Origin of the sequence: Paenibacillus silvae, assembly GCF_014639235.1 — a bacterium.
Classification (GTDB): domain Bacteria; phylum Bacillota; class Bacilli; order Paenibacillales; family Paenibacillaceae; genus Paenibacillus; species Paenibacillus silvae.
Map to the genome: position 1 here is coordinate 737,349 of NZ_BMFU01000004.1, position 6,666 is coordinate 744,014.

Below are 6,666 nucleotides of genomic sequence, written 5' to 3' on the forward strand. Positions count from 1 at the left end.
CAAGATTTTTTTATATCGGTTTCGGTTTAATGTTCGTGGTATTTGGGGTACTACTCTCTTATAGATAAAGTTATGTTCAAATTGATCTGTTCATACGAATAACATTTTATCTTCTTATCAAAGGGGGATACGTAGTGTCGAACTCCATCACACAGAGTCGCTCTCTGTTCGAACAATTATATACACATGCGCCAATCGGCATTGCTGTCGCTTCTCACGTTAATGGATTGTGGGTGCAGCTGAATCCAGCTTTTTGCGAGATGATCGGATCAACGGAAGAGGAATTGCTGAATACATCAATAGTACATATGATTTATGAAGAAGATCTCAGGTACGAGGAGTTCCGCAATAACTTCTGGAACATGACCAATCATGAACAGCCGATGTATGAGACGGAAGTACGTCTGAAACGGAAAGACGGTACACTGGTGTGGACTACAATCAGAGCCTGCATCGTTCGGGACGAGAAAAGCGGTGAACCGTTATATCTATTAGTACAAGCTGCGGATATCAGCAAGCAAAAGGAAGCGGAGCAAAGACTACTTGAACAGCGCAGACAGCTGGAGGAGAGCAGTCGTATTTCACGTATTCTGGCTGAATCCTCCATGGATCTGATTGCAATTCATCAAGCAGATGCCGAGCGCACGTTTAAATATGTATCTGATGCCAGCAGAAGCATGCTTGGTTACGAACCGGAAGAAATGGTGGGACAGTCCGGCATGTTCTGCATATATCCTGATGATGTTCCAACCGTGAAGGCTTACATCCGTGAACAGATGAAGGGACTCGCACCGGAGCGATTCAGTTATCGGCTGCAGCACAAAAATGGCTCCATCGTATGGGCAGACACGCTGACCCATTATGTGTATGATGCATCCGGAGCGGTGCAGGAGATGGTTGCCGTTACGCGTGATATTACACAGAGCAAACAGCAGCAGCTGAGTTTACAGGAATATAAATCGTTATTTGATTGCAATCCGCTTGGAGTTGCATCTCTTGACAGGGAAGGAAACCTGCTGAAAGCAAACATCGGGCAAGAGCAATTGACCGGTCATACACGGGAAGAGCTGTTAAGCCGTCCTTTTGATCATCTCATCGATCCGGTGGATCTGGAGAGGACACGGTATCATTTTGAAGAGACAGTGAAAGGAACCGCGCAGAGCTACGAGATTGGTTTGATTCACAAAAATGGTCAGCGCATTGAAACCAGTGTCATTAACGTTCCGATTTTGCTGGAAGACAAAGTGGTTGGGGTGTATGGCATCACAAGTGATGTAACTGCGGCGAAGCGTTATGTAGAGGAAATCGAAAATTTAAGTTATGAGCGGGCTCTGATTCTCAACAGCATGTCCGAAGGTGTCATCGGCCTTGATCTGGATGGAAACGTGAATTTTGCCAATCCTGCGGCAGCGGAGATGATACATATCTGTCCAAACGAGATGAACGGTCAGCCTTTGGAACAGATGATGCTTCAGATGCAGAGCGAGGGGATTCCTTTTCCAGGGAAAGGTACACCGATGCTTCAGGCCGTGCGTGAAGGAAGAGCGTTGCCGCGTACTGAGTCGGTATTCTGGCGTCAGGATGGCTCCAGCTTTCTTGCAGAGTTTCAATTGAAACCTATTATGGATCAGGGGCAGACACGAGGGGCTGTACTCGTATTCCGGGACATGACGTCTGTCAAAGAAATTATAAGAGCCAAGGAAGCGGCCGAGCATGCCGATCGTGCAAAATCCGAATTTCTGGCTGTGATGAGCCACGAGCTGCGTACACCGTTAAACGGTATGATGGGTATGGCCCATTTGTTGATGGATACTGAGCTGGACGAGGAACAGCGAGGGTTCGCCGAGATCATGATCGACAGCGGGGAATCACTGTTATGTATCCTGAATGAAATATTGGACTTTAGCAAAATTGAAGCAGGTAAAATGGATCTGGATCATGGACCCGTGGATATTCGCGATACGCTGAACAGTGTAATTGAATTGTTTTCTGTCAAAACTGCGGAGAAAAATATTGACCTTCACAGTGAGATCAGGGGTGAGATTCCTGAGCGTGTCTGTGGAGATGAGACGAGAATTCGTCAGATTCTGATTAATCTGGTCGGCAATGCCGTTAAATTTACCGAGCAAGGAAGCATCACGGTTAGCGTCGAGGCTGTTCATTCGCTAGAATATGGACCCGATCATCTCATGCTGTCGTTCAAGGTGAAGGACACAGGCATTGGCATTGCTCTGGACAAACAGCACCAGTTATTCCAATCCTTCTCGCAGCTGGACCCATCCATCAATCGCAAGTTCGGTGGAACAGGGCTGGGGCTTGCGATCAGCAAAAAGCTGGTGGAGCTTATGGGCGGAGCAATCGGTGTTCAGAGTGAGATTGGCAAAGGAGCAGAGTTCCAGTTTACCCTTGTGTTGGAGAAGTGGAGAGACGTGGTGGTTACAGATGCGGCAGCGGAAATTGCAGCAGGCAGTGCGGTGCTGGACCGCAGCCATCTCGCTCAAGGCATTCGCATATTGATTGCCGAGGATCAGTCCGTGAACAGTCATCTGCTGGAGGAGATGCTGCGTAAATTCGGCGGTGTATGTGATATTGTAGCTAACGGTGCCCAGGCTGTAGAATCGCTGGCAAAAAGGTCATATGATCTGATCTTTATGGATATTCAAATGCCAGTGATGGACGGGATTGAAGCCACTTGCGAGATTAGAAAAAAACATCCTGAAATCCCGGTGATCGCTGCGATTACCGCCTTTGCAGAAGAACGTGACCGTGAGGCCTGCCTGGAATGCGGCATGCAGGATTTCATAAGCAAGCCGTTCCATTCGGCAGAGATCATTCGGGTACTCCAAACGTGGGTGCCATACATTCAGACCAAACTCATCAGATGATACCGATTGGACGTGTTATAGTATGCCCTGAACTGATAAGTGCTTCATACTCCAAAAAAACCTGTATCTCCAGCGGAGGTACAGGTTTTAATGTTGAGAGCTGCAGTAACGCCTGAATCATTCAGCATTTCGAATCACCGCGAAGTGTCTCGAAATGTGATCAAGATCAAGACCATCCTCCGATTAAACCGGAGAGTGTTACACATTCATCATCTTCCAATTCTGCAATCAGCGTAAGCTCTTCTTCATCCAACGGATTCACCGAATATAATTCACGGCGTCCGTCCTCATGTTTGATAATAACGAGCTGGTTGCCGCCTTTTGTATGGAACTGGTACTTCACCCCGATACCAGGCAGGGCGCATTCCCGGATATTCATGAAACTTGTTCACCTCTTTAACTTTTGCTTGGCCAAAATGTTAACCGTTCACACAGTACGGATGTATTCTACTATCCATAACAGCGTTTGGCAAGTTACAAATTAGACGGGTTAGTTGCACTATGCATTACCCGTTATCTTTGCCTCGTTCGTCTGCGACGAATGAAGAACCAGATAAGCAGCGCCAGAATCAACACCAGACCCGGAATGGCGACCAGCAGAATATTTCGGATATTCGGAATTTGTACGGTTAAATCCAGCGTATTCTTCTGCAGGGGGGAGATGTTCCAGATTAACGTTTTGCCGCCATCCTGCACCTCGTCAGCGTTAGAATCTTCAGCCTTGATTGGCAGAGTCAGCTTGAAATCAAATTTCATATCTTTCAACAGCAGACGTTTGAGAAAGCCTGGAACTTTATTGATCTGTTCTTTAATATCCCCATCCGGCATGGATTCCATAAGGTCTGCATCGGCAGTAATATGCATTTTGGACGTAAAAAAGCCTGGAACCGTGGATTGTTCGATATGAATGCCCGTTGGCAGCTTGGAGGCATCAAAGCCGGTCATGTTGCTTTTTTCATAACGGGTAGTTGCTCTCAGCACGTTCTGATCACCCTGTTTGATGACTTCAGCCTTGAAATTGTTTCGTTCCAGAGCTTCTGCCAGCATAGGCATCGCATTCTCCTGTCCTATTTTGGCAAGAGCGGAGTCTGAAACACTAAGGTCCAGCGCTAGATCGGCCGATCCATCCGTATTTACGGTGACATGGGCTTCCCCATTCGCACAGGCCGATAACAAAACAAGCATGAAGATTAACAACCAAGTAAATAATAAATGACGTTTCGTATTGCGAGTTGACATGTGTTCCTGCCTTTCTGCTTAATTCCTATTGTGTAATATGAAAATTCGTCCAATCTAGAAATCTAGTATACAACGGAATGTTTACAGATGCGAATACCATGTATCCCAAGACAAACCTTGCGGTAAGATAAGAGGAAAAATATAATTTTGCAGAGATCATATTCTTAAAGTGACATATGAGGTTGACTAAAATTAAAGATTTCGTATTTTTGTCAATGTTCCGTCAATTCAAACAGCGGTTCCACGTGTAAACTGGTATAGAGATGAATATACGGGCAGGGGGGTTACATTCATGACTTATATTATTATTCTGGCTGCTGTTATGGTTGTGGGCATGATCGGAATGGGATGGTTCTATCAGATCGTTGATAAGGACCAGCATTAATTCGGCGTACTGTGGGCTTCGGCCATATTTGGACAAAGACAAGCCTGTAAGCTGGCTTCGCTGATGCGAGGCTGGCTTGTTTGTGTTTGAGATCGCTTATCGTTGAAAATACCTCACGCCATGATGTGAGCGCTTTGATTTTTATATAAAAACATTTGACCGATGGACAAATATTTTTCGTAAAGTTGGGATTTTTAGGCTTCTCTTTTGTATAATAGGGGATAAGCTTCTTCTCGGGTTTCTCCCGAAATTTGCCAAACAGGAAAGGGTGTACATAAATGAAGTTTAGTGAATACACGTATACACGTCCCGATCTGGAACATATCAAAACCTCTTTCGGTGAGCTGCTGAAGGGATTTGAAGCAGCGGCTACGGTGGAAGAACAAACTGAATTCATGGACAAGATCAATGCGATGCGCAGTGATTTTGAAACCCAGGCACAACTGGTCTACATCCGCCATTCTATTGATACGAACGATGAGTTCTATAAAGCAGAGAATGAGTTTCTGGATGAAAATCAGCCGGTGGTGCAGGAGTACATTACTGATTTTTACCGTGCACTCGTAAACTCCAAGTTTCGTGCGGCACTGGAAGAGAAGCTGGGCTCACAGCTGTTCCAGCTGGCAGAGCTTTCCCTGAAAACATTCAGCCCGGAAGTGATTGAGGAACTGCAAAAGGAAAACAAACTTTCTACTGAATATAACCAGCTGATTGCTTCAGCCAAAATTCCGTTTGAAGGCGAAGAGCGTACACTGCCACAGCTGCATCCGTTTGAGTTGTCAACAGACCGTGCTATGCGGGAACGTGCTTCCGCCGCTCGATATGCTTTCATGGCTGAGCATGAAGCTGAATTTGACCGCATCTATGATGAACTGGTGAAGGTGCGCACACAGATTGCGAAGAAACTCGGATATGCAAGCTATGTGGAGCTGGGTTATGACCGTATGAATCGTACGGATTATAATGCGGAGATGGTCGCTAATTTCCGTGCGCAGGTTCGCGATTATATCGTGCCCGTAGCTACTAAGCTCAGAGAACGTCAGCGTAGCCGGATCGATGTAGACACGCTCTATTTTTACGATCAAGGCTTCAGCTTCAAGACGGGCAACCCAACACCGAAAGGTGATGCAGACTGGATTGTGGAGAACGGCAAAAAGATGTATGCCGAGCTGTCCCCGGAAACCGATGTGTTCTTCCAGATGATGACGGATAATGAGCTGATGGATCTGGTCAGCAAAAAAGGTAAACAGGGCGGGGGATACTGTACCTTCCTGAACGATTATAAAGTTCCGTTTATTTTCTCCAACTTCAACGGCACGTCGGGTGATATTGATGTGTTGACACATGAAGCGGGACATGCGTTCCAAGTGTACCAAAGCCGTAACTTTGCTGTGCCGGAGTATAACTGGCCGACGTATGAATCTGCAGAGATTCATTCGATGAGCATGGAGTTCTTTACCTGGCCGTGGATGGAGCTGTTCTTCAAGGAAGACACGGACAAGTACAAGTTTGATCATCTCTCCTCTGCACTGCTGTTTATTCCGTACGGCGTAGCTGTAGATGAATTCCAGCACTTTGTGTATGCGAATCCGGATGCTACGCCAACAGAGCGTAAGCAGGCATGGCGCAATATCGAGAAAATTTATCTGCCGCATATCAACTACAAGGATAATACGTATCTGGAGCAAGGTGGATTCTGGCATAAGCAAGGGCACATTTTCTCATCGCCATTTTATTATATCGACTACACACTGGCGCAAATCTGTGCATTCCAGTTCTGGAAACGCAGCAATGAGGATATGAAATCGGCATGGGCGGATTATCTGACATTGTGTAAAGCCGGCGGCAGTCTGTCCTTCACTGGACTGGTCGAGCTGGCTGGATTAAACTCACCATTTGAAGATGGCTGTGTATCCTCCGTCATCGGTGACATTGAGGCATGGCTTGATGGTGTGAACGACAAAGCGCTGTAGTCAAGTTAAGGCGACGGTTAACGATCCCCACAGAGCTTATATCGCCGTTTTGATGTGATTTTGTGATCTAACGATTCGTATGGAACTAGAATAAAAAGTGGACACCCGTTAACGGACAGAAGGATAATAAGGCTAACGGAGGTGTGTCCATATGGGAGAACAGCGGCAACGATACAACGAAGAA

4 protein-coding genes are annotated in these 6,666 nt (G+C 46.3%); 2 read left to right on the forward strand and 2 right to left on the reverse strand.

The window, feature by feature from the left end:
* Positions 1–134: 134 nt before the first annotated feature.
* Positions 135–2,885 (forward strand): PAS domain-containing hybrid sensor histidine kinase/response regulator, encoded by a 2,751-nt coding sequence (locus IEW26_RS17750; protein ID WP_188593287.1) that lies wholly within the window; start codon positions 135–137, stop codon positions 2,883–2,885.
* A gap of 166 nt (positions 2,886–3,051) precedes the next feature.
* Here the strand turns inward: IEW26_RS17750 and IEW26_RS17755 are convergent, their stop codons facing one another.
* Together IEW26_RS17755 and IEW26_RS17760 are read right to left on the reverse strand one after the other, a co-directional pair.
* Complete coding sequence (locus tag IEW26_RS17755) at positions 3,052–3,264, reverse strand: cation:proton antiporter regulatory subunit (protein ID WP_111270796.1); 213 nt, start codon at positions 3,262–3,264, stop codon at positions 3,052–3,054.
* A 134-nt stretch (positions 3,265–3,398) separates the two neighbouring features.
* A complete protein-coding gene (locus tag IEW26_RS17760) occupies positions 3,399–4,124 on the reverse strand; it encodes a hypothetical protein (RefSeq protein WP_188593288.1) in 726 nt (241 codons plus the stop codon).
* Between the two features lie 663 nt (positions 4,125–4,787).
* Here IEW26_RS17760 and IEW26_RS17765 point away from each other — a divergent pair.
* Positions 4,788–6,482: a M3 family oligoendopeptidase gene (locus tag IEW26_RS17765; protein ID WP_184186816.1), complete on the forward strand. Its 1,695-nt coding sequence runs from the start codon at positions 4,788–4,790 to the stop codon at positions 6,480–6,482.
* Positions 6,483–6,666 lie beyond the last annotated feature (184 nt).

Coding starts and splice junctions, on each gene's coding strand:
- IEW26_RS17755 (WP_111270796.1), bottom strand. CDS start 3,264: ATGAATATCCGGGAATGCGCCCTGCCTGGTATCGGGGTGAAGTACCAG.
- IEW26_RS17760 (WP_188593288.1), bottom strand. CDS start 4,124: ATGTCAACTCGCAATACGAAACGTCATTTATTATTTACTTGGTTGTTA.
- IEW26_RS17765 (WP_184186816.1), top strand. CDS start 4,788: ATGAAGTTTAGTGAATACACGTATACACGTCCCGATCTGGAACATATC.